A 21,584-nucleotide genomic window follows, 5' to 3' on the forward strand; every position below is an offset into this window, starting at 1 on the left:
TCGCCGAGCTCAGCCCGAGAGGCCGCGGCGTCACACCCACACCGCAGGTCAGCAGATCGCCAGGCCCACCGCTGCGGCGCTGGCCAGACACATCGACGGTCCATGCGGTACCAGGCGCACACCGCGCAACCTCGCCGCGCCACCGAGGAGCCCGGTCAGCAGCGGCGCGGCGAACGCAGCCAAAAACCACACGTCGACGCCGAAGCGGCCGGTCAACGCGCCCAGGCCCAGCGCCAGCTTGACGTCGCCGGCGCCCATCCCCGCCGGTGCGACCAGATGCACCACCAGGTAGAGCCCGCCCAGCGCCGCCGCGCCCAGGACCGCGGCCGGCCCACGGCCGCTGACAGCGGCGACGAACACCACCGCCACGGCGCCGGGCAGGGTGAGCCAGTTGGGGAGCCGGCGTTGCCGGACGTCGTAGCCGCTCAACGCCACCAGCCACAGCACCGCCACCCCGGCCCACATGCCGGGCAGGTTAGTGCAGCGCTTGCACAGCGCAAGCCATCGCCGCTCGCGGCGCCGGCAGCCCTGTGAATAGTTCCACCTGCGCGTACGCCTGATGCAGCAGCATCTGCAGCCCGCCGATCACCCGACCGCCGGCAGCGGTCACCGCCGCGGCCAGTGGTGTCGGCCAGGGGTCGTAGATCGCGTCCAGCAGCACCGGAACACCGGCGAGGGCCGACGCGTGCCGCGCCGCCACCCCGGCCGGCAGCGTGTTGACCACTACGGTCACCTCGTCGGGCAGCCGGGCACTGTCCAGCTCGCTGAACCTGGTGGTGACACCGAGCCGGGCGCCCAGCTCCACCAGCCGGGCAGCCTTGTCGCGGTTGCGCGCAACCACGGTGATGGTGTCGACACCCCGTTCGGCCAGCGCCACCACGGCCGCCTGTGCGGTGCCGCCCGACCCCGCCACCACGGCGTGCCCCGACGCCGCGCCCAGCGCGCCCATCACACCGTCGACGTCGGTGTTGTCGGCGCGCCAGCCGCGCGGTGTGCGCACCAGCGTATTGGCCGCGCCGACCAGCTCGGCGCGCGGTGTGCGCTCGTCGGCGAAGGCCAGCGCCGCGAACTTGCCCGGCATGGTCACCGACACGCCGACCCATTCCGGGCCGAAAGCGCTTACCACCGAGGGTAATTCGCCGGCGCCGCACTCGATGCGGTCGTAGGTCCAGTCGTTCAGGCCCAGCGCGCGGTAGGCGGCCAGGTGCAGTTGCGGCGAACGGGAATGGGCGATCGGCGAGCCGAGCACCCCGGCTTTGCGGGGCGCCGACCTACCGCGCGGAGTCGAGGACACCGTTGTGCTTGGCCAGCTCGATGTTCGCCAGGTGCTGCTGATAGTCCCGGGTGAACAGCGTCGTGCCCTGCGAGTCGATGGTGACGAAGTACAGCCAGTCGCCGGGGGCCGGATGCTCGGCGGCGGACAGCGCCTCGCTGCCCGGTGCGCAGATCGGCGTCGCGGGCAGGCCCGCCATCAGGTAGGTGTTCCACGGCGTGGACTGTTCGCGGTCGGCATCGCTGGTGGCGACCTCCTGGCGGTCCAGCGGATAGTTCACCGTCGAGTCGAACTCGAGCGTGCGGTGATCGGCCAGCCTGTTGTAGATGACCCGGGCGACTTTCGGGAAGTCCGGCGGCTTGGCTTCCCGCTGCACCAGCGACGCCACCACCAAGATGTCGTAGGGCGTCCGGTGCATGTCCGCGGCGGTGTCCAGCAGCCCGGACTTGACATACTCGACGGCGCTGGCGGAGATCAGCGCCGACAGAATCGCCTGCGGCGACGCCGACGGGTCGACGTCGAAGGTGCCCGGCGCGATCAGGCCCTCGATGCGACGATGGTTCGCGCCCATCCGCAGCACCGGATCGACGGCCCAGCGCGGCACGGTCAGCGCCGCCGGCGTCGCGGTGCCGGCCGCCGAGCGCAGGCCGGCCGCCGGCACGCAGCGCCGATCGCCGTCGAGGTCCACGCAGGTCGCGTGGGAGATCAGGCTGAAAATACCCGGTGTCGTGGCATCGGTCTGCACGTCGGTGGTGTCGTCGAGCTGACGTCCCTCCGGGATGACCAGCTTGCCCACCCGGTTGTCGGGATCGACGAGCCGCTGCACCGCGGCCGATGCCGGGATTTCGGTGCGCATCCGGTAGTAGCCGGGCTGGATCGAGGCGATCTTGGGGTTACCGTACGCGGCGCCGACGAAAGCCCGGACGGTGCGGACCACCTGGGATTGGCGCAGCGTCTCCCCGATCGCGGTGGTCGAGTCACCGGCGTGGATCTGGATCACCACGTCACGCCTACCACTCCCGGCGTAGTCGGTGTCGGGACGGAAAGCGCTGTGCCACAGCCTGGCCCCGAGGAACACGCCCGTCGCCACCACCACCACCAGCACAGCCGCGAGCAGTCCACCGGCCACGCGGCGGCGACGGCGGCGCCGTTCGGCGCGACGCCGGTCGGCGCGGCTGAGCGTGTGACGGGGCGGCCCCACCGCCGTCGGTTGAGCCCGGACACGCCGCCGAGCGTCAGCCACCGGTGACCTCCTCGGGCCGCGCGGCGCGGCACTGGTCGAGCCACCCTTGCAGAATCGCCACGGCCGCCGCCTGGTCGATGATCGCGCGCTGGCCCTTCGCCCGGACACCGGCCGCGCGCAGCGACCGCTGCGCCGCCACGGTGGTCAACCGCTCGTCGGCCAACCGCACCGGGATCGGCGCGATCCGGCGGGCCAGCGTGTCGGCCAACTCGATCGCGTCGCGGGCTGACGGGCCGGTGCGGTCGGACAGGGTGCGCGGCAGCCCGACGACCACCTCGACCGCCTCGGCCTCGGCCACCAGCTCGGCCAGCCGCCGCAGTTCGCCGGCGCCGACCCGCTGCGCCCGGCTACGCCGCCCTTGCGATCGGCGCAGCTGCTTGCCGGACCGATCTCGTAGCACGGTCTCCACCGGAGTGGCCAGGATGCCGTCGGGGTCGCTGCACGCCACCCCGATGCGAACACTGCCGACGTCGATACCGAGCCGCCGGCCGCGCCCCGGGTCATCCCCGCCGGGCCGGTCCGGCGCGCGGTTGCCGACGCGATCCAACCCTGCGGCGTCCACTCAGCCGACCCGCGCTATCTCGGCCCGCAGCGCGTCGAGCGCGGCGTCGATGCCCGCCGGGTTCGCGCCCGAGCCCTGCGCGAGGTCGGCCTTGCCGCCCCCGCGGCCGGTGACCGCGCCGGCGAGCAGCTTGACCAGCTCGTCGGCGCGCAGCCCCAGGCCCTGGGCGGCGGCATTGGCGGCGACCGCGTACGGCACGGAGCCGGCCTGCCCATCCGGGCCGCCCTCGGCGATCAACGCGACCACCGCGGGATCGCTGCCGAGCTTGCCGCGGATGTCGCCGACCAGGGCACGTAGGTCGGCGGCCTTCATGCCGGCCGGCATGCGCTGCGCCACCACCCGCACGCTACCGATGCGCTGCGCGCCGGCGGCGGCGTTCACCGCAGCCGCCCGGGCCGTGGCCAGCCGGGCGCGTTCGAGCTCCCGCTCGGCGGCCTTGAGACGCTCCACCAGGGTGGCCACCCGGGCGGGCACCTCCTCAGAGGGCACCTTCAGCGACGACGCCAGCCCGGCCATCAGCGCGCGTTCCTTGGCCAGGTGTTTGAACGACTCCAGCCCGACGTAGGCCTCCACCCGTCGCACCCCGGACCCCACCGACGACTCCCCCAGCACGGTCACCGGGCCGATCTGCGCCGAGTTGCGCACGTGCGTGCCGCCGCACAGCTCCAGCGAGAACGGCCCGCCGATCTCAACGACCCGCACCGTGTCGGGGTAGCTCTCCCCGAACAGCGCCAGCGCGCCCATCGCCTTGGCCTTGTCGAGGCGCTCGGTGAAGGTGTGCACCGCGAAGTCGGCCTGCACAGCCTCGTTGGTCACCTCTTGGATTTGTGAGCTCTGGGTGTCCGATAACGGCCCCTGCCAGTTGAAGTCGAACCGCAGATATCCCGGCCGATTCAGCGAGCCGGCCTGAACAGCGTTGGGCCCCAATACTTGTCGCAGCGCAGCATGCACCATGTGGGTTCCCGAATGCCCTTGGGTGGCGCCCTTGCGCCAGTGCGGGTCCACCTCGGCGACGACGCTGTCGCCCTCGACGAATTCGCCGGACTCCACGTTGACGCTGTGCACCCACAGGGTTTTGGCGATCTTCTGCACGTCGGTGACGGCCGCCCGGGCGCTCTCGCCGGCGCCGGTGCCGCTGATCGACCCCACGTCGGCGACCTGCCCGCCCGATTCGGCGTACAGCGGGGTGCGGTCGAGCACCAGCTCGACCCGATGCGTGCCGGCTGACTCCGTGGGCAAGCCGTGGGAGACCACCGGCACCCGCTTGCCGTCGACGAAGATCCCCAGGATGCGCGCCTGCGAGGTCAACTCGTCGAAACCGGTGAACTCGGTGGGGCCCGCGTCGACCAGCTCCCGGTAGGCCGACAGGTCGGCGTGCGCGTGCTTGCGCGCGGCGGCGTCGGCCTTGGCGCGGCGGCGCTGCTGCGCCATCAGCTCGCGGAAGCCGATTTCGTCGACCTGCAGGCCGGCCTCGGCCGCCATCTCGAGGGTGAGCTCGATCGGGAACCCGTAGGTGTCGTGCAGCGTGAAGGCATCCGATCCGGACAGCACGGTGGCACCGGATGCCTTGGTCGCCCCGGCCACCTCGTCGAACAGCCGCGACCCCGAGGCCAGCGTGCGGTTGAACGCGGTCTCCTCGGCGACCGCGATGCGGTGGATCCGATCGAAGTCGGTGGCCAGCTCGGGATATGACGGGCCCATCGCGTCGCGGACGCAGGCCATCAGGTCGCCGACGACGGGGCCGTCGATGTCGAGCAGCTTGGCCGAACGGATGACCCGGCGCAGCAGCCGGCGCAGCACATAGCCGCGGCCGTCGTTGCCCGGGCTGACGCCGTCGCCGATCAGGATGGCCGCAGTGCGGCTGTGGTCGGCGATGATCCGATAGCGCACGTCGTCGGCATGGTGGCCGACGTCGTAGCCACGCGGAGCACGTTGGGCCACTTTCTCGATGACCGGGCGCAACAGGTCGGTTTCGTAAACGTTGTGCACCCCCTGCAGCACGAACGCCACCCGTTCGACGCCCATGCCGGTGTCGATGTTCTTGCGCGGCAACGGGCCGAGTATCTCAAAGCCGGACTTGCCTGCGCCGTCGCCGCGTTCGCTCTGCATGAACACCAGGTTCCACAGCTCGACGTAGCGTTCTTCGTTGGCGATCGGCCCACCGTCGACACCGAATTCCGGGCCCCGGTCGTAGTAGATCTCCGACGACGGACCGCACGGCCCGGGAATGCCCATCGACCAGAAGTTGTCCTCCATACCGCGGCGCTGGATGCGCTCGACGGGCAGGCCGGCGACCTGCTGCCACAGCTGCAGAGCTTCGTCGTCGTCGAAATAGACTGTGGCCCATATTCTTTGCGGGTCGAGGCCGTATCCGCCGTCATCGAGGCTGTTGGTCAGCAGGCTCCAGGCCAGCTCGATGGCACCGCGTTTGAAGTAGTCGCCGAACGAGAAGTTGCCGGCCATCTGGAAGAAGGTGTTGTGCCGGGTGGTGATCCCGACCTCGTCGATATCGGGCGTGCGGATGCACTTCTGGATGCTGACGGCCGTCGGGTACGGCGGCGTGCGCTGCCCGAGAAAGTACGGCACGAACTGGACCATGCCGGCGTTGACGAACAGCAGGTTGGGGTCGTCGAGAATCACCGAGGCGCTGGGCACCTCGGTGTGCCCCGCTTTGACGAAGTGGTCGAGGAACCGCTTCCTGATCTCGTGTGTCCGCACCCTGTCGCCGTCCTTACCCGCGCACGAAGCTCAACCGCACCGACCGCCGCGGATCGTCCCGGTCGAGGTCGAGCACGTCGGTATGCACGGCGTCCAGCCTAAGGGGAAGGGTCGTCGGCCTGCCAATTCGTCGCAAAGCCATTGCCACGCTTGACCGGTTGGAGCAAGGTGGTCAGTGAGGTCGGTGGCGCCGGCGGGGCGCTGCCCCGACGAGGAGGGAGCGGACCGTGTTCGCACGTTCTACGACGATCGAGGCCCAACCGTCGTGCATCGACGCCGGCATTGCGCACATCCGTGACGTGGTCATGCCCACGCTGCGGGACATCGATGGGTGCCTGGGCTTGTCGCTGTTGGTGGACCGCCAGTCCGGCCGCTGCATCGCGACCAGCTCGTGGGATACCGAGCAGGCGATGCATGCCGGCGCCGAGCGGGTCCGGCCGGTGCGCGACCGGGCGGCGCAAGTGTTCGGCGCCAGCCCGACCGTCGACGAATGGGAGATCGCGGTGCTGCATCGCGAGCGCCGCTCCGGTCCCGGCGCCTGCGTGCGGTCCACCTGGCTCAAGGTGCGGCCCGACCAGTTCGACCGCGCCATCGACTTCTACCGCGGGTCGGTGCTGCCCGCGATCGAGGAGCTCGACGGGTTCTGCAGTGCGAGCCTGATGCTCGACCGCACGTCGTGGCGGGCGGTGTCGTCGTCGACGTTTGACAGCTCCGCGGCGATGGAGCGCAACGGCGACGCGGCCCGGTCGCTGCGTACCGCGCGGCTGCGCGACCTGGGTGCCGACCAGTACGACGTCGGTGAGTTCGAGCTGGCGATCGCTCACCTGCGGGTGCCGGAATTGGTCTGAGAGGTCCGGGCGGCGCGGCGCCGACGGCATCAGCGTCTCACGTGACCCGTGAGACGCTGCGGCCTCTCGGCCCGCGGCGGCCATCACCCGCAAGGCGATATCACATGCGGTACCGCTCTGCCTGGGCACGCCATGCCTACTCGGCGGTGCAGACGAGGCCGAAGTGGCACCTGATACAGCGCGTGCCGCTCAGCCGCGGCGGCGGATGATCGTGCGCAGCCGCTGCAGCCGACCGGCGATCTCCCGCTCCGCGCCGCGGCCGGTCGGGTGATAGTAGTCCACCCCGGCCAACTCGTCGGGCGGATACTGTTGTGCCACAACGCCATCCGGGGCGTCGTGGGAGTACTGGTAGCCGGCCGCGTTGCCCAGCGCGGCGGCGCCCGAATAGTGACCGTCGCGCAGATGGGCCGGCACCACCCCGGCCTTGCCGGCCTTGATGTCGGCCATCGCCGCGCCCAGCGCGACGGTCACCGCGTTCGACTTGGGCGCGGTGGCCAGGTGCACGGTGGCGTGCGCCAGCGTCAGCTGCGCCTCGGGCATGCCGATCAGCGCCACCGTCTGCGCGGCGGCGACCGCGGTCTGCAGCGCGCTCGGGTCGGCCATGCCGATGTCCTCGCTGGCCAGGATCATCAGCCGGCGCGCGATGAACCGCGGGTCCTCCCCGGCGAGAAGCATGCGGGCCAGGTAGTGCAGCGCGGCGTCGACGTCGCAGCCGCGCACCGACTTGATGAACGCGCTGATCACGTCGTAGTGCTGATCACCGTCGCGGTCGTAGCGCACAGCGGCCTCGTCCAGCGACCGCTCGATGGCCTCGACGGTCACCCCGTCGGCCGCCGGCGCGGCTGATTCCGCCGCGACCTCCAGCGCGGTCAGCGCGCGCCGGGCGTCGCCGGCGGCCAGCCGCACCAGCAGTTCGACGGCGGCGGGTTGCACCGGCACCCGGCCGGCCAGACCGCGCGGGGCCTCGACGGCGCGCTGCACGACGGTGCGGATGTCGTCGCCGCTCAGCGGCCGCAGCGCCAGGATCAGCGACCGCGACAGCAGCGGCGCGACCACCGAGAACGACGGGTTCTCGGTGGTCGCCGCCACCAGCAGCACCACCCGGTTCTCTACCGCCGAGAGCAGCGCGTCCTGCTGGGTCTTGGAGAACCGGTGCACCTCGTCGATGAACAGCACCGTCTGCTCGCCGTGGAGCGCCCCACGCCGTGCCGTATCGATCACCGCGCGGACGTCTTTGACCCCGGCCGACAATGCCGACAGCGCCTCGAACCGCCGGCCGGTCGCCTGCGAGATCAACGCCGCCAGCGTGGTCTTGCCGCTGCCCGGAGGGCCGTAGAGGATGACCGACGCCGCGCCGGAGCCCTCGACCAGCCGGCGCAGCGGCGACCCGGGTTGTAGCAGATGGTCCTGTCCGACCACCTCGTCGAGGGTCACCGGACGCATCCGCACTGCCAAAGGCGCCATGGCCGATCCGCCATCGCCGGCTGCGCCGGGCGCATCAGGGACGTCGAACAGACCGTCGGACACGGTCTCAGGCATACCACGGCGCCGCGGCGGTGTCCCGGTCGACGCCACTTCATCAACAACCGTTATCACCCGTCACTTCAATAACACCAGTTACTCTAAACAACTCTAATTAACAGAGCTTAACTTGTACATCAAAATACACTCTTTTATAAACTCGCCTCACCTGGCACTTGAATTTACTTTCGTTTCTCAAAACGCCCTCCCATCAGGCATCCCACTAAAATAATCCCGCCTCAAGTGTTGACAAGTTTCACGCTCGTTTGATAATTCGGATGCATGCAGAATTTACGCGGAAATCTCATCACGCTGACGGTCTGCAAGGCGCTTGCGAAAGCCTCGCTCGTCGCCGTCGGCATTTCACTGTTCATCGACCCGGCTACCGGAGTGACATACACCGACAGCGTCGACTGGAACGCCGTTGCCGAATGCGAGTCCGGCGGCAACTGGTCGGCCGACACCGGCAACGGGTTCTACGGGGGCCTGCAGTTCAAGCAGTCGACCTGGGACGAAAACGGGGGCGTCGGCTCACCGGCCCAGGCGACCCGGGACCAGCAGATCGCGGTGGCCAACCGGGTGTTGAGGACTCAGGGACCCGCGGCATGGCCCACGTGCGCTCCGGACCGGCAGCTGTTCCCCCGCGCGGTGATCAACATCGTGCGGTCGGGCCACCCGATCCAGATCGCCCTGCAGAAGCTGTGGTCCAGGGCGATCCACTGACACGTCCGCGCACCCGCCCGGCCGTGCGTTTCAGCACCGATCGCGGTGCGCCGGGTCGGCGTCGATGCCCGACTCCTTGCGCTGCTGCGCGGTAATGGGCGCCGGAGCATCGGTGAGCGGGTCGACACCGCCGCCGGACTTGGGGAACGCGATCACCTCACGGATGGAGTCGGCTCCAGCCAGCAGCGCCGTGATCCGGTCCCAGCCGAAGGCGATGCCGCCGTGCGGCGGCGCGCCGAACGTGAACGCCTCCAGCAGGAAACCGAACTTCTCGGCGGCCTGGGCCTTGTCGAGTCCCATCACCGCGAACACCTGCTCCTGGATGTCGCGGCGGTGGATACGAAGCGACCCCCCGCCGATTTCGTGGCCGTTGCAGACGATGTCGTAGGCGTCGGCCAGCACGTTGCCGGGGTCGGCCTGCACCGACGCCTCGTAGTCGGGCTGGGGCGCGGTGAACGCGTGATGCACCGCGGTCCACGCACCCGAGCCCACCGCGACGTCGCCGGCGGCGGTGGCGTCGTCGGCGGGCTCGAACAACGGCGGGTCGACCACCCAGACGAACGCCCACGCCTGCGGGTCGACCAACCCCAGCCGCTGGGCGATCTCGACGCGCGCCGCGCCCAGCAAAGCCCGTGACGCCTTCGCCGGTCCGGCGGAGAAGAACACGCAGTCACCGGGCGCTGCGCCGACATGCGCTGCCAGGCCGGCGCGTTCGGCGTCGGAAAGGTTTTTGGCCACCGGACCGGACAGACCGCCGTCCTCGTCGACCAGCACGTAGGCCAGGCCCTTGTGTCCGCGCTGCTTGGCCCAGTCCTGCCAGCCGTCCAGCGTGCGCCGCGGCTGCGACCCCCCGCCGGGCATCACCACCGCGCCCACATACGGCGCCTGGAACACCCGAAACGGCGTGCCGGCAAAGAACTTTGTGCACTCCACCAGTTCCAGGCCGAACCGCATGTCGGGCTTGTCCGACCCGAACCGGCGCATCGCGTCGGCGTAGCCGATCCGAGGGATCGGGGTGGCGAGCCGATAGCCGATCAGCGCCCACAGCGCGGCGAGGATCTCCTCGGAGATCGCGATGACGTCGTCGGTGTCGACGAAACTCATCTCCACATCGAGCTGGGTGAACTCGGGCTGGCGGTCGGCGCGGAAATCCTCGTCGCGGTAGCACCGCGCGATCTGGTAGTAGCGCTCCATGCCCGCGACCATCAGCAGCTGCTTGAACAGCTGCGGGCTCTGCGGCAAGGCGTAGAACGAGCCGGGTTGCAGCCGCGCCGGCACCAGGAAATCCCGGGCTCCCTCCGGGGTGGAGCGGGTCAACGTCGGCGTCTCGATCTCGACGAAGTCGTGAGCGGCCAGCACCGCCCGCGCGGCGGCATTCACCTTGGAGCGCAACCGAATCGCCCGACCCGGCCCGTCGCGGCGCAGGTCCAGGTAGCGGTACTGCAGCCGAATCTCCTCGCCGGCGGGCTCGTCGAGCTGAAACGGCAGCGGCGCGCACTCGCCGAGCACGATCAGCGACGTCGCGTTGACCTCGATGGCGCCGGTGGCGATCTCGGGGTTCTCGTTGCCCTCCGGGCGAATCTCGACCACCCCGTCGACGGCCACGCAGAACTCGGCTCGCAGCCGGTGCGCCGGCTCGAGCACGTCGGCGGCGCGGAACACCACCTGCGAGATGCCCGACGCGTCGCGCAGGTCGATGAAGATCACCCCGCCGTGGTCGCGGCGGCGCGCCACCCAGCCGGCCAGCGTCACCTTCCGGCCGGCGTCGGCGGCGCGCAACGAACCGGCGGCGTGACTGCGCAGCACAAACACTCCTTGGGGACGCAGGTGAACGACTGCTCAGTGTAGAGGCGGTAGTTTCGGTGGATCGTCATGGATCGTGTCCGCGGTGCCATCCGACGGGGTGACCCGAGGTCGTCGAGAACGCCCTACCGGGTCGGTATTGGCGGGCTCGCGTCGCCCGTCCGGCTGTCGTTGTCCTGGCATCGCGGGCACAGCCCGTGCAGGGTGAGGCCGGCCCGCTCGGACAGTGCGAAGGAACTGCCCGCCATCGCATGTTTCAACGCCGAGGTCAGTTGCCGCGCGGGCACTTCGATGATCGAGCCGCATCGGGTGCATACCGCGTGATGGTGGGGGTCTGCAGCCAACCCGTAGGTGGTGACGCCGCTCTCCAGAGTTAACGCATGCAGTACACCCTGCTCGACCAAGGTGGTCACCGCCCGGTAGATCGTCGCCAGGTCCGGAGGCTGGTTCTCGGCCGGCACGGCCTCGCCCAGCCGTCGGTGGATCTCCGCGACGCACAGGTGCCCGTCGACCGGCTCGAGGACCGCCAATACTGCGATCCGCGACGCCATCCGCCGCAGCCCGTGGGCGCGCAGCAATTCTCCGATCCGCTCGGTGACGGCCGGGTCCAGAGCTGATGGTTTCGTCGCCACCAATTCAGTGTCGCGCCCGATACCCGGGATTGCCAGTCCTCGCCGCCGTAGCGTTCGCTGCGATCACGACCATCGAGCGCCGAAGTCGACGCGGCACCGTAGGCCATGTGCATGGTCACCACCGGGGCGGAGCGGCCCCCCGGCCGAAGCCCCAGGTCGACTGACCCAATCTCGGCTCCGGGGTTTCTCCGGTGGGGCGCCGGCGAAAATCCGCCCCCAGCCCCGGTTCCGGGTCGGTTCCCTCGACCAGGGCTTGGCACGGGACGCTGAATTCACACGCCTGACAGTGGGGGGCGAACGTGGGATAGATCGCCGGCTCACTGCTCATGTCGATCGCCTCCGCACCGATAAGCGTGCCCACCGCGCCGATCTCGGCGCGGCTTCGGCGGATGCGGGTTCGCCGCAGCAGGCCCGCTGTGCGTTGCTCGACGCGGCTCGTCCCAGCGGTTCGGGATGTGCGCGCGGACATCCGTCGGTGCTGCGGGATCGCTCGCCCGCCGCCGCTGGCCTCGCTCTGGGGGACTCGCTTCGACGCGCCGGTCGCGGCGCGATCGGGCGAAGGTGGCTCGAGCGGGCCGGTGATGAGGACCTCGTTGTGGATCGTGCCCGAGATCTCCATGCCGACGTACTCGCGCTCCCAGGCCCAACAACCGGCGACCGCCCCTTCGTCGCGCATCATGGCCTGCACATGCTGCCATTCGTCGACGATCTGGTGGCGGACTACCCAGTACTCGTCTGCCGCGTCGACCGCCAGCAGGTCGATCCGGCAACTGTAGATCACCGGCAATCCCGCCGGGGTCGTCAACCCGCTTTCAGGATCGCGCGGATCGGGCACCAGTCCATGGACGTCGTGCTGGATCTGCACGGGGGCGAAGTCGTCGAGCGTGGTCGCCCACGCGTCGTAGGTATCGAGCACGGCCATCGCGGTCTGGAGCATGTCCCCCGCGTCGGCATTGTCGAGAGAACGTTCGACGGCCTTGTGCACCAGCGATTGCCTTAATTCCCGGGGCCAGTCCCACGTGCCCGGGTAGTAGTAGATCGCGAGCGCGTCCTTGAGCGCGGCAGGCAAAGTGGGATCGACGACTCCGACGGGCTCAAGGCCACGGCGGCGCGGCGACGCGAAATCCCACTGCCGCCGGCAGCGTTTGAACCGGGCGCGGTCGTCTTGAGTGATCTGATAGTCCACGGTGCCGCCCGTCGATACAACCGGTGGTTCAGTCCGCCTGCGATCGGTTGCGGCGGCTGTCAATGCGGGTGGCCGTGCTCTTCCTGCAGGTCGGCCTGGTGCACATGCGGATGCGTGTGTTCGGTCCCGTCGGCGTGGGTATGCACGTGTTCGTGCTCCACATGCTGGTGCTCGTGGCTGGTATGCGAATGTGCATGAGCGAGCCCCTCATGGCCGTGTTCGTGGGTGTGCGGTTCGCCGTGGGCGTGTTGATCGGTCACTGCCATCTCCGCTGTCGTGTGGGTCCGGGTGGCTTCTGGTGTGCTATCCGCTATTCTGCTAGCCGCATTGTGCTAGACGCTATTGTGCTAGACGCTATTGTGCTATCCGCGATGATCCCGGTGCACGCGGCACCGAAAACGCGGCCTCCGCGGGTTCGCGGTCGCTCCGCCACGCTGGCGGATTCTCGGGTGTAGAACAGTGTTGGTGTAGAACAGTGTTCATGAGCCTCCCCAGGTTCATGAGCCTCCCCAGGTTCATGGTCCTCCCCAGCCCTCCGGGCTTGGCGCGAACGGCGGTGACCAGTCGTGCATGAGCTGGCACTATGTCAGGCGATCGCCGACGTGGTGCGACCCCACGCCAACGGACACCACGTCGACGTCGTGCGGGTCAGGATCGGTGCGCTGCGGCAGGTGGTTCCGGAATCGCTGTCATTCTGCTGGACGCTGCTCCGCGATTACGAGAACATGCCCGATGCCGAGCTGGAACTCGAGTTCGTCACCGCCGAAGTGACGTGCCGTTCGTGCGGCCGGCAGTCGACGATCACCTCGCAGTGGTCACTGCTATGTCCGCACTGTGAGAGCGCTGATGTTGAGGTCCTGCGCGGCAACGAATTCCTGGTGACCTCGCTCGACGTTTCATGAAAGGTGTTGGCCATGGGTAGGTTTCATCGACACGACGACGGCACGGTTCACAGCCACGACCATGGCGACCACAGTGGCTACGACACCGGCTCACAGCGCATCGATGTGCTGGAGGCCATCTTCGCCGAGAATGACATCCGTGCCGGCATCAACCGGAAGGCGTTCGAGAGCAACGGGATTCGTGCACTGAACCTGATGAGCTCACCGGGGTCCGGAAAAACGACGGTGCTGCAGGCCACACTCGACGAGCTCGCCGGCGAGTTCGCGATCGGGGTAATCGAAGGCGATATCGCCACCGACCTGGACGCGGCCAAGCTCAGCGACCGCGGCGCCCAGGTGTCGCTGCTCAACACCGGCGCGGGGTTCGGCGGCGAATGCCACCTCGACGCTCCGATGATCAACCGCGCGCTGGGCGGCCTCGACCTGTCCCGGCTGAACCTGGTGATCATCGAAAACGTCGGCAACCTGGTCTGCCCGGCGGAGTTCGACGTCGGCGAGCACGCCAAGGCTATGGTCTACTCGATCACCGAGGGTGAAGACAAGCCACTGAAATACCCGGTGATGTTCCGCTCCGTCGATCTGGTGCTGATCAACAAGATCGACCTGGTACCACACCTGGACGCCGACGTCGACAACTACATCGCCCACGTCCGGAAGGTCAACACGACCGCGACGATCCTGCCGATCAGCGCACGGACCGGAGCCGGCATGGATGCCTGGTTCGGCTGGCTGCGCCGGTTCGCGGCCGGCTCGACGTCCTGAATGCGCCGCACCGTTGGCTATCGATACATCAAGAGATGCAATTGATTCGCAGGATGATAAGTGCGGTTGATTTGCAGGACGAGACGACGCCGTTCGCTTAGCTGCGTCACCAGGTACAAGCGCTGTCGATGACCGTTGAAAACGCCGTGCCCGAGGCCAGAAGCAGCCAAATTCGAGGAGACCGTCAAAACTCTTGATATTTGCTGGCAGACCGTTGACAACGCACGAGTGTCGGAGTAGACCGAAGAATTAGCGCCGCGTGGTGGATCGAGCAGTGGGTCCTTGCGGCGCAGGGGTTTCAGGGGTTTCCAACCCGGCCCCGGAAAGCTGCGCAATGCCAACGGAAGCAGCAGTCAAAGCGGAAGAAGCCTTGATCCATGTGCTCTGGATCAACGCGGGCCTGAGTTGTGATGGCGATTCGGTGGCGTTGACTGCCGCCACCCAGCCCAGCGTCGAGGAGATTGCCCTCGGCGCGCTCCCCGGGCTTCCCAAGGTCGCCGTGCACTGGCCGCTGATCGATTTCGAATGCGGACCCACCGGCGGCGCCGACGACTTCCTCGAATGGTTCTTCAAGGCCGACCGCGGCGAGCTGGAACCGTTCGTCCTCGTCGTCGAGGGCTCGATTCCCAACGAGGCCATCAAGAGCGAGGGGTATTGGTGCGGGTTCGGCAACAACCCGGCCACCGGGCAGCCGATGACCACCAGCGAGTGGCTGGACCGCCTCGTCCCCAAGGCGACGGCGGTGGTGGCGGTGGGTACCTGCGCGTGCTACGGCGGCATCCATGCCATGGCCGGCAACCCGACCGGAGCGATGGGCGTGCCCGACTACCTCGGCTGGGACTGGAAGAGCAAGGCCGGAATCCCGATAGTCTGCGTGCCGGGCTGCCCGATCCATCCGGACAACCTGTCCGAAACGCTGACCTACCTGCTCTACATGGCCACCGGTCAGGCGCCGATGATCCCACTCGACGACGCGTTGCGGCCCAGCTGGCTGTTCGGCGCCACCGTGCACGAGGGGTGTGACCGGGCCGGCTACTACGAGCAGGGTGACTTCGCCACCGAGTACGGATCACCGAAATGCATTGTCAAACTTGGCTGCTGGGGTCCGGTCGTCAAGTGCAACGTGCCCAAACGCGGCTGGCTCAACGGTGTCGGCGGGTGCCCCAACGTCGGCGGCATCTGCATCGGCTGCACCATGCCCGGGTTCCCGGACAAGTTCATGCCGTTCATGGACGAGCCGCCGGGCGGGAAGATCTCCAGCACGGCGTCCGGCCTGTACGGCTCGCTGATCCGCAGCCTGCGCGGCGTCACCGCGCGCACCGTCGACAAGGAGCCGCGCTGGCGGCACAAAGGCACGGAACTCACCACGGGTGCCCGCCGCACCTGGTAGCCCACACCGCCGTCGCAACAGAGCCGTCGCAACAGAGCCGTCGCAACAGAGCCGTCGCAACAGAGAGAGTGAACTTTCCATGACAACGATCATCCCCAAGCCGTCGCAGGAAAAGCGGGAACCCGGCCAGCTGGTGGAAATGGCGTGGGATCCGATCACCCGGATCGTGGGCAGCCTTGGCATCTACACCAAGATCGACTTCGACAACAAACAAGTAGTGGAGTGCCACAGCACCTCGTCGATCTTCCGCGGCTACTCGATCTTCATGAAGGGCAAGGATCCCCGCGACGCGCACTTCATCACCAGTCGCATCTGCGGGATCTGCGGCGACAACCACGCCACCTGTTCGTGCTACTGCCAGAACATGGCCTACGGCGTCAAGCCGCCGCACCTGGGCGAGTGGATCGTCAACCTCGGCGAGGCCGCGGAATACATGTTCGACCACAACATCTTCCAGGAGAACCTGGTCGGGGTGGACTTCTGCGAGAAAATGGTCTCCGAGACCAACCCCGGTGTGCTGGCCAGGGCCGAGAACACCCCCGCCCCGAACGCCGGCGCCCATGGCCACAAAACGATCGCCGACATCATGCGCTCGCTCAACCCGTTCAGCGGGGAGTTCTACCGGGAGGCGCTGCAGGTCAGCCGGTACACCCGGGAGATGTTCTGCCTCATGGAGGGCCGCCACGTCCACCCGTCGACGCTCTACCCCGGCGGTGTGGGCACCGTCGCGACCGTGCAGCTGATGACCGACTACATGAGCCGGTTGATGCGCTATGTGGAGTTCATGAAGAAGGTCGTGCCGATGCACGACGACCTCTTCGACTTCTTCTACGAGGCCCTGCCCGGCTACGAAAACGTCGGCCTGCGGCGCACCCTGTTGGGCTGCTGGGGCTCCTTCCAGGATCCCCAGGTGTGCAACTTCGCCTACAAAGACATGGAGCGCTGGGGCAACGCCATGTTCGTCACGCCCGGCGTGGTGGTCGACGGCAAGCTGGTCACCCACTCGCTGGTCGACATCAACCTGGGCATCCGAATCCTGTTGGGCAGCTCCTATTACGACGACTGGACCGATCAGGAGATGTTCGTCCGCAACGACCCGCTGGGCAACCCAGTGGACCGGCGTCATCCGTGGAACCAGCACACCAACCCGCACCCGCAAAAACGCGACATGGACGGCGGCAACTACAGCTGGGTGATGTCGCCACGCTGGTTCGACGGCCGCGACCACCTGGCGCTCGACACCGGCGGCGGCCCGCTGGCCCGGCTCTGGGCCACCGCGCTGGCCGGCCTGGTCGACATCGGCTACGTCAAGTCCACCGGCCATTCCGTGCAAATCAACCTGCCCAAGACCGCACTCAAAGGCCCGGTTAGCTTCGAATGGAAGATCCCCCAACACGGATCCAACACGATCGAACGCGACCGGGCACGGACGTACTTCCAGGCCTACGCGGCGGCCTGCGCGCTGCACTTCGCCGAGCAGGCCTTAGCGGAAATCCGCGCTGGGCGTACAAAGACCTGGGAAAAGTTCGACGTGCCCAAGGAGGGCATCGGGTGCGGCTTCACCGAGGCGGTGCGCGGAGTCTTGAGCCACCACATGGTGATCCGCGACGGCAAGATCGCGAACTACCACCCCTATCCCCCGACCCCGTGGAACGCCAACCCGCGCGACAGCTTCGGCACGCCGGGGCCGTACGAGGACGCGGTGCAGGGCCAGCCGATCTTCGAGGAGAACGACCGGGAGAACTTCAAGGGCATCGACATCATGCGCACGGTGCGCAGCTTCGACCCGTGCCTGCCCTGCGGCGTGCACATGTACCTCGGCAAGGGCAAGACAATAGAGCGGCTGCATTCGCCGACCCAAACGGCCACGGGGGAGTGATGCATGGCTGATCGCCCCGAGGAGTTGCAGGGGGACGCGCACTGGCGCACGGCGGGCGATCGAATCCAGACCCTGCTGGACGCGACCGCAGCGGGCGGGGTCGGCGCGCGTGAGCGCGCCGAGCAGCTGGTTCGCGAAGTCGTCGACCTCTACGGCGCCGGCCTGTCCCGGATCGTCGAGTTGGCCGACGAGCCGTCGGTGATCGACCGGCTGGCCGCCGACGACCTGGTGGCCAGCCTGCTGCTGGTGCACGGCCTGCACCCGCACGACCTCCGCCGCCGGGTGGCGGACGCGCTGGACCGGGTGCGGCCCTACCTGGGTTCGCACGGCGGCGACGTGCACCTGCTCGACATCGTCGGCGACAGCGTGCAGCTTCAGTTTTCCGGCAGCTGCAAGAGTTGCCCCTCCTCGGCTGTGACGCTGGAACTTGCGGTCCAGGACGCAATCCGGGCCGCCGCGCCGGAGGTTTCGTCGATCGACGTCGTTGCCGCTCACGCTGATTCGACGGCGACGGTGATTCCGGCCGAACAGCTGCTGACCAGAGTCCACGCCAACGGCAGCTCGGCCACCTGGCATCCGGTGCCGGACCTCGCCGAGCTGGCACCCGGCGAAGTCGGCGGTTTCACCGTCGCCGGTGTTTCGCTGCTGGCCTGCCGGGTCGGCGACCAGATCTACGCCTACCGCGACCACTGCCCGGCCTGCGACGGATCCCTGGCCGGAGCCGGACTGCACGACGCGGTGCTGCGATGTCCCCGCTGCCAGGCGGATTTCGACGTTGTACACGCCGGGGCCGGCCTCGGCGGCGCGGACACCCACCTGGATCCCGTCCCGTTGCTGAGCCGCGACGGCGTGCTGTCCCTCGCGGTGCCCGCCGAACCGATGGGCGCGTCGGCATGAGTAGTCCTTACGACGTCCTGACCCGCATCACCAGCGGCCGGCGCGCACTCCGGCCCGCGGGTGAACGGTGTGACATGTGCTCCGAGCGGATCGCCGACGCACACCAGCACGTCGTGAACGTCCCGGGACGGCAGCTGATGTGCGTGTGCCGGGGCTGCTATCTGCTGTTCACCGACTCTCAAGCCGAGCTGCGCTACCGCGCGGTCCCGGACCGGTTTCTGGCGCTGCGGGACTTCGCGCTGGACCGCCCCAGCTGGGAGGCGTTGCAGATCCCGGTCGGCTTGGCGTTTTTCTTCCGCAACTCGACACTCGGCCGCACCGTCGCGTTCTACCCGGGACCGGCCGGCGCCACCGAAAGTGAGCTCGACCTCGACGCCTGGAGCGCGATCAGCGCCGCAGAACCGCGCGTGAGCCTGCTCGTCGACGACGTCGAGGCATTGCTGATCCGAGTCGCCGACGATCACCAGCCGGTGTGCTACCTCGTCCCGATCGACACCTGCTACGAGTTCGTGGGCACGCTGCGGACGTTGTGGCGGGGCTTCGACGGCGGGCAGGAGGCCCGGGCGTTCATCGACGATTTCTTCGCGACGCTGGCCACGCGCAGCACGGAGCGGCTGCCATGACGGACCTGTCGTTCGACGTCGTCGACGTGGTGGCGGAACCGTACGCGGTCACCCCGGTGCTCGGCGCTCGCGTCCGGGTCCGCGCACCCGGCGACGACCCGGTGCACGCGATCGCGCTGCGCTGCCAGGTGCGCATCGACCCGGTGCGCCGCGGCTACTCCGACGACGAGGCCGCCGGACTGACCGACCTGTTCGGGTCGCGGGACCGCTGGGCGACCACTCAGCACACCTTCCTGTGGCAGCACTGCGCGGCGATGGTACCGGGCTTCACCGCCGAGACCGAGGTACCGCTGGCCTTGGACTGCACCTACGATTTCGAGGTCGCGGCGGCCAAATACCTGCACGCACTGCGCGACGGTGCTGTGCCGTTGCAATTCCTTTTCAGCGGAACAGTTTTCACCGCGCAAGGGCGCGGGTTTTCGGTCCGGCAGGTGCCGTGGGCCTGCGAGGACCGCTACGACATGCCGGTCACGGTGTGGCGAGACCTGATCGCGCAGCACTACCCCGACACCGGGTGGGTGCGGCTCGGCCACGACACGGTGAGAGCGCTGGCCGAATACAAGTCGGCGCGCGGGCTGTTGAGCATCGATGACGCGGTCACCGCACTGCTGGCCGCGGCCCGCCAGGACGTCCGGTGAGCGCGAACTGGGATCGGGCCCGCGCCGTCGCCGACGCGGTGCTCTACGAGGGTTACCTGCTCTACCCGTACCGGGCGTCGTCGCGAAAGAACCAAACCCGTTGGCAATTCGGTGTTCTGGGTCCGCCCGGCGCCGCCGACGCGGGGTTCGGCGAAGACGACTGCCTCTCGGCGCAATTCCTGGCGTCGGCGGACGCCGTCACCCTGGTGGTGCGTTTCCTGCAGCTACAGCACCGCGGCGCCGAACGCGACACCGGTGGCGGGCATTACCAGCCGGTCGATGAGCTGACGACGCCGTCGGGCTCATGGCTGAGCTGGGACGAGGCCGTCGAGACCGAGTTGTCCTTCGGGCCTTTCGAATTCGCTGAGCCGCCCGGGCAGTGGTCGCTGCCGGTGCTGGCGTCGTCGGGCACGGAGATCGAACTCGTCTGCGGCGGCAGGTTGGTGCGCACACGGCGCGACATCCGCGCGTCGCTGACCGTCGCTGTCGAACGTGACAGCGGCCTGAACCGTGTCACCGTGACCGTGCGTAACATCGGCACCCCGGCCGCCGGCCGGGACGACGCCATCGCGCGATCGCTGATCGGCACCCATGTCATCGCCCAAGCCGTTGGCGGCCAGTTCATCTCACTGCTCGAGCCACCCGAGCACGCCGCCGCCCCGGCCGCTCGCTGCCGGCAGCACCGCTGCTTCCCGGTGCTGGCCGGCCCACCCGGTGAGCACGATCTGCTGCTGGTGTCGCCAATCATCCTCTACGACCATCCCGAGGTCGCCGAGCAGAGCGAAGGCGCGCTCTACGACTCCACCGAGATTGACGAGATTCTCACCCTGCGGGTCATGACGATGACCGAGCAGGAGAAGGCACAGGCCCGCGCCACCGATCCGCTGGCCGCACAGATCATCGACCGCTGCGACGCGATGTCACCGGAGGCGATGCGGCAGCTGCACGGTGTGCTGCGCGACCCGCACCTGGACACCCCCGCCGGTGGGCTGGGGCTGATCCCGGAGATACCCGACGGGGTGCAGTGGTGGGATCCATTGGCCGACAACGCAGTACGTCCAGACGTCGACGCGGTGCTGGTGAACGGCGTGCGAGTGGCACGCGGCAGCCGGGTGAGGCTGAATCCGACCCGCCGCGCCGACGCGCACGACCTGTTCTACTCCGGCAAGACCGCGCGGGTCACCTCGGTGCACGAGGACGTCGACGGCAACCAGCACGTGGGCGTCGTGATCGACGACGACCCGGCCGCCGACCTGCACGACTGGCACGGCCGCTACCTGTACTTCGCACCCGACGAAGTCGAACCGCTGGAAGCCCAACGCTGCGAGGAAAGGAATCCAACATGGTGATTGTAGGGTGGGTGTTCATCGGCATCCTTGGGCTGGTCGTCCTGATGGCCGTGATCATGGGGCTGGTCTCGCTGCCGGACGCCCGGCGCTACCTCAAACTGCGGCGCATGTAGCGAATCCGGCGGCGCTATGGCCTCCCGCATTCTGGTAGCCGGCATCGGCAACATCTTCCTCGGTGACGACGGCTTCGGTCCCGAGGTGATGCGGCACGTGTGCGACCGGATGGCCGTGTCAGAAGGGTTGCGCGCCAACGACTACGGGATCGGCGGGATGCATCTGGCCTACGACCTGCTCGACGGCTGGGACGCCTTGGTGCTGGTCGATGCCGTGCCTGATCGAGGCTCGCCGGGGACGCTGCACGTCTTCGAGGCCGACCATTCGGCGCTGGATTCCAGCGCGGGACTGGACACGCACGGCATGGATCCCGCGGCGGTGTTCGCCAGCCTGCACGCCCTGGGCGGCAGTCCGCCCTACACGATCGTCGTCGGCTGCGAAGCCGGGAACGTCGGGGAAGGCATCGGCCTCACCGAGCCCGTCGCGGGCGCCGTCCCGCAGGCCGTGCGAGCGGTCGAGGAGGTCGTCGCCGCCCTGCGGTCTCGATCACCGGCGTCATCGGAGCAGGAGGAGGGCTGAGC

Annotated in this window: 21 protein-coding genes; 11 read left to right on the forward strand and 10 right to left on the reverse strand. The window is 68.5% G+C overall.

The window, feature by feature from the left end:
• Nucleotides 1–48: 48 nt before the first annotated feature.
• From ABDW21_RS02465 to alaS, 5 genes are read right to left on the reverse strand one after another with little or no spacing between them, the layout of a single operon-like run.
• Complete coding sequence (locus ABDW21_RS02465) at nt 49–465, reverse strand: A24 family peptidase (RefSeq protein WP_343599920.1); 417 nt, start codon at nt 463–465, stop codon at nt 49–51.
• Nucleotides 466–475: 10 nt separating this feature from the next.
• Nucleotides 476–1,294 (reverse strand): shikimate dehydrogenase, encoded by an 819-nt coding sequence (locus ABDW21_RS02470; protein WP_343599922.1) that lies wholly within the window; start codon nt 1,292–1,294, stop codon nt 476–478.
• The gene (locus ABDW21_RS02475) at nt 1,272–2,516 is read right to left on the reverse strand and encodes an endolytic transglycosylase MltG (RefSeq protein WP_343599924.1); all 1,245 of its coding nucleotides are present in this window, start codon (nt 2,514–2,516) and stop codon (nt 1,272–1,274) included. Before ABDW21_RS02475 ends, ABDW21_RS02470 begins: the two co-directional genes overlap by 23 nt.
• A complete protein-coding gene (gene ruvX, locus ABDW21_RS02480; protein WP_343599967.1) occupies nt 2,509–3,063 on the reverse strand; it encodes a Holliday junction resolvase RuvX in 555 nt (184 codons plus the stop codon). Before ruvX ends, ABDW21_RS02475 begins: the two co-directional genes overlap by 8 nt.
• Before the next feature lie 15 nt (nt 3,064–3,078).
• A complete protein-coding gene (gene alaS / locus ABDW21_RS02485; protein WP_343599925.1) occupies nt 3,079–5,796 on the reverse strand; it encodes an alanine--tRNA ligase in 2,718 nt (905 codons plus the stop codon).
• A 227-nt stretch (nt 5,797–6,023) separates the two neighbouring features.
• Between alaS and ABDW21_RS02490 the strand changes: the two genes are divergently transcribed.
• Nucleotides 6,024–6,644, forward strand: a complete 621-nt coding sequence (locus ABDW21_RS02490; protein WP_343599926.1) for an antibiotic biosynthesis monooxygenase — start codon at nt 6,024–6,026, stop codon at nt 6,642–6,644.
• Between the two features lie 189 nt (nt 6,645–6,833).
• Here ABDW21_RS02490 and ABDW21_RS02495 read toward each other — a convergent pair whose 3' ends face one another.
• Nucleotides 6,834–8,183 carry a replication-associated recombination protein A gene (locus ABDW21_RS02495; protein ID WP_343599927.1) on the reverse strand — a complete coding sequence of 450 codons (1,350 nt, stop codon included), beginning with the start codon at nt 8,181–8,183 and terminating at the stop codon, nt 6,834–6,836.
• Nucleotides 8,184–8,447: 264 nt separating this feature from the next.
• Between ABDW21_RS02495 and ABDW21_RS02500 the strand changes: the two genes are divergently transcribed.
• Nucleotides 8,448–8,888 carry a transglycosylase family protein gene (locus tag ABDW21_RS02500; RefSeq protein WP_343599928.1) on the forward strand — a complete coding sequence of 147 codons (441 nt, stop codon included), beginning with the start codon at nt 8,448–8,450 and terminating at the stop codon, nt 8,886–8,888.
• 30 nt (nt 8,889–8,918) lie between these two features.
• On the opposite strand, the gene aspS is transcribed toward ABDW21_RS02500, so the two are convergent.
• The 4 genes from aspS to ABDW21_RS02520 form a co-directional block, all read right to left on the reverse strand.
• Nucleotides 8,919–10,700: an aspartate--tRNA ligase gene (aspS, locus tag ABDW21_RS02505; RefSeq protein ID WP_343599930.1), complete on the reverse strand. Its 1,782-nt coding sequence runs from the start codon at nt 10,698–10,700 to the stop codon at nt 8,919–8,921.
• Nucleotides 10,701–10,816: 116 nt separating this feature from the next.
• A complete protein-coding gene (locus tag ABDW21_RS02510; RefSeq protein ID WP_343599932.1) occupies nt 10,817–11,323 on the reverse strand; it encodes a Fur family transcriptional regulator in 507 nt (168 codons plus the stop codon).
• Nucleotides 11,324–11,438: 115 nt separating this feature from the next.
• Nucleotides 11,439–12,509, reverse strand: a complete 1,071-nt coding sequence (locus tag ABDW21_RS02515; RefSeq protein ID WP_343710023.1) for a hypothetical protein — start codon at nt 12,507–12,509, stop codon at nt 11,439–11,441.
• Between the two features lie 59 nt (nt 12,510–12,568).
• Entirely contained in the window at nt 12,569–12,775 is a 207-nt protein-coding gene (locus tag ABDW21_RS02520) for a zinc transporter Slc39a7 (protein ID WP_343599936.1), read from the reverse strand.
• Nucleotides 12,776–13,075: 300 nt separating this feature from the next.
• On the opposite strand from ABDW21_RS02520, the gene ABDW21_RS02525 reads away from it, so the two are divergent.
• The 9 genes from ABDW21_RS02525 (at nt 13,076) to ABDW21_RS02565 (ending at nt 21,582) form a co-directional block, all read left to right on the forward strand.
• Nucleotides 13,076–13,411: a hydrogenase maturation nickel metallochaperone HypA gene (locus tag ABDW21_RS02525; RefSeq protein ID WP_343599938.1), complete on the forward strand. Its 336-nt coding sequence runs from the start codon at nt 13,076–13,078 to the stop codon at nt 13,409–13,411.
• 12 nt (nt 13,412–13,423) lie between these two features.
• Nucleotides 13,424–14,173, forward strand: a complete 750-nt coding sequence (gene hypB, locus ABDW21_RS02530) for a hydrogenase nickel incorporation protein HypB (protein ID WP_343599940.1) — start codon at nt 13,424–13,426, stop codon at nt 14,171–14,173.
• 334 nt (nt 14,174–14,507) lie between these two features.
• Nucleotides 14,508–15,563: a hydrogenase expression protein HypE gene (locus ABDW21_RS02535; RefSeq protein WP_343599941.1), complete on the forward strand. Its 1,056-nt coding sequence runs from the start codon at nt 14,508–14,510 to the stop codon at nt 15,561–15,563.
• Between the two features lie 79 nt (nt 15,564–15,642).
• Nucleotides 15,643–17,442 carry a nickel-dependent hydrogenase large subunit gene (locus tag ABDW21_RS02540; RefSeq protein WP_343599942.1) on the forward strand — a complete coding sequence of 600 codons (1,800 nt, stop codon included), beginning with the start codon at nt 15,643–15,645 and terminating at the stop codon, nt 17,440–17,442.
• Nucleotides 17,443–17,445: 3 nt separating this feature from the next.
• Nucleotides 17,446–18,339, forward strand: coding sequence for a NifU family protein (locus tag ABDW21_RS02545; RefSeq protein WP_343599944.1), 894 nt, complete (start codon nt 17,446–17,448; stop codon nt 18,337–18,339).
• Nucleotides 18,336–18,962 (forward strand): DUF5947 family protein, encoded by a 627-nt coding sequence (locus tag ABDW21_RS02550; RefSeq protein ID WP_343599946.1) that lies wholly within the window; start codon nt 18,336–18,338, stop codon nt 18,960–18,962. Before ABDW21_RS02545 ends, ABDW21_RS02550 begins: the two co-directional genes overlap by 4 nt.
• The gene (locus tag ABDW21_RS02555; RefSeq protein ID WP_343599947.1) at nt 18,959–19,600 is read left to right on the forward strand and encodes a DUF6084 family protein; all 642 of its coding nucleotides are present in this window, start codon (nt 18,959–18,961) and stop codon (nt 19,598–19,600) included. Before ABDW21_RS02550 ends, ABDW21_RS02555 begins: the two co-directional genes overlap by 4 nt.
• Entirely contained in the window at nt 19,597–20,949 is a 1,353-nt protein-coding gene (locus ABDW21_RS02560) for a hypothetical protein (RefSeq protein ID WP_343599948.1), read from the forward strand. The genes ABDW21_RS02555 and ABDW21_RS02560 overlap by 4 nt, the downstream gene beginning before the upstream one ends.
• Before the next feature lie 129 nt (nt 20,950–21,078).
• Complete coding sequence (locus ABDW21_RS02565; RefSeq protein ID WP_343599949.1) at nt 21,079–21,582, forward strand: hydrogenase maturation protease; 504 nt, start codon at nt 21,079–21,081, stop codon at nt 21,580–21,582.
• The last annotated feature ends 2 nt before the right edge of the window (nt 21,583–21,584 follow it).

The organism is Mycobacterium sp. (assembly GCF_039583805.1).
In the GTDB taxonomy this organism is placed as follows: Bacteria; Actinomycetota; Actinomycetes; order Mycobacteriales; family Mycobacteriaceae; genus Mycobacterium.